This is a genomic window from Escherichia sp. AM3, assembly GCF_032029835.1.
GTDB classification, from domain to species: domain Bacteria; phylum Pseudomonadota; class Gammaproteobacteria; order Enterobacterales; family Enterobacteriaceae; genus Escherichia; species Escherichia coli.
In genome coordinates this window covers 1-1,209 of sequence record NZ_JAVUPQ010000331.1, presented here as the reverse complement: position 1 = coordinate 1,209, position 1,209 = coordinate 1, and the positions used below count along the sequence as shown (strand labels likewise).

At 55.8% G+C, this 1,209-nt stretch carries 2 protein-coding genes; both read right to left on the bottom strand.

What is annotated here, in order from left to right; translation table 11 throughout:
- Positions 1-78: hypothetical protein (locus RTW80_RS31760; RefSeq protein WP_409415316.1), on the bottom strand; the 78-nt coding region annotated here is incomplete at its 3' end.
- A gap of 139 nt (positions 79-217) precedes the next feature.
- Positions 218-1,209, bottom strand: a 992-nt coding sequence (gene iroB / locus RTW80_RS25580; RefSeq protein ID WP_312720856.1) for a salmochelin biosynthesis C-glycosyltransferase IroB, incomplete at its 5' end; no start/stop codon positions are given.

Genomic DNA, 1,209 nt, shown 5'->3' with positions numbered 1-1,209 from the left:
TTTCTTACGTTCCCAGCACACGCGCGCTAGGCGAACTATCCATGACTGAGCCGGTGTGGGAGTGTGATTCGCAGGCATTAAGCCTCCTCCGTCTGTAAAATACGATCCACTGGCCGGATCGTTCCGCAAAAAAGCCAGCACGCTCCGGTCCCGCATTGTTATGGATGCATGACTCCTGGATGGGTGCTGGCATATGATTATCATGAAGGTGTAGTGGTTACCCTTTCTGTACCATTGTGATCAGGCTTTTCGCCACTTCACCTGGGCAGGGTTGCGCCGCCATTTCCGCTGCTACCTCTTCAGAGGCTTTGCGAAGTGAGCGATTGTTGAGGAAAGCATTGATCATGTTACTCGACAGGCCGACGTCGCCAGGGATAATCCCGCAGCCGCGTTCGGCAACAACGCGGGCATTTACCGGGCGATCGGCTCCCTGGCCGAAGACGATTTGTGGAATACCAGCGTGTAGCGCTGTCAGGGTATTGCCTGCTCCGCCATGATGAATGAAACCATCTGCGCCGTTGAGGAAGACACCCATGGGTATCCAGTCAACCAGGCGAACATTTGACGGCAGCGAGCGCAAATCGGACCGCGCATTGGCTGAAATATGCAGGATGATCTCGGCATCGACCTCACTGGCAGAATCCATAACCCAGGCGATTAGATCAAGGCCGTCAACCATCGGTTTGACAGTGCCGAGACTCACCAGCAGACGTTTACGCTCGGGCCTTCTCTCCCACCATGGTTCCCACACCGCGCCACCGTTATACGGGACGTACTGCATCGGAATAATGGGTTCACCGTCGTTTTCCAGAATGCTCATACTCGGCGGTGTTACGTCGATCCAGGCCATATCACGTGGTGTGGCCCCCACATTGTGGCGACGATAGGCGTCCGTGAGCGAACGCGTTACACCCTTGATATGCCAGGGGGTATGGCCGAAGCCTACGGTTTGCATCACGACCGGTATATCATATTTGGCGGCAATCAGCGGCCCGATGACTCCGAGCGGAGGGTAGATGATGAGGTCAGGCCGCCAGTGTCCGGCAAACTCCACCAGATGGTCGGCCATTTCTTCGCTGAAGAATGAGAAGTTGCCCATTTGGGTTCCGATATTACTTTTTTTCCGCTGTGCCTCATGGTGGCGGTAACCAGCTTCGGAATCCAGACCGGGTGCGGCGTCAAACACCACCAACCCGGCCTCTGCCGCTT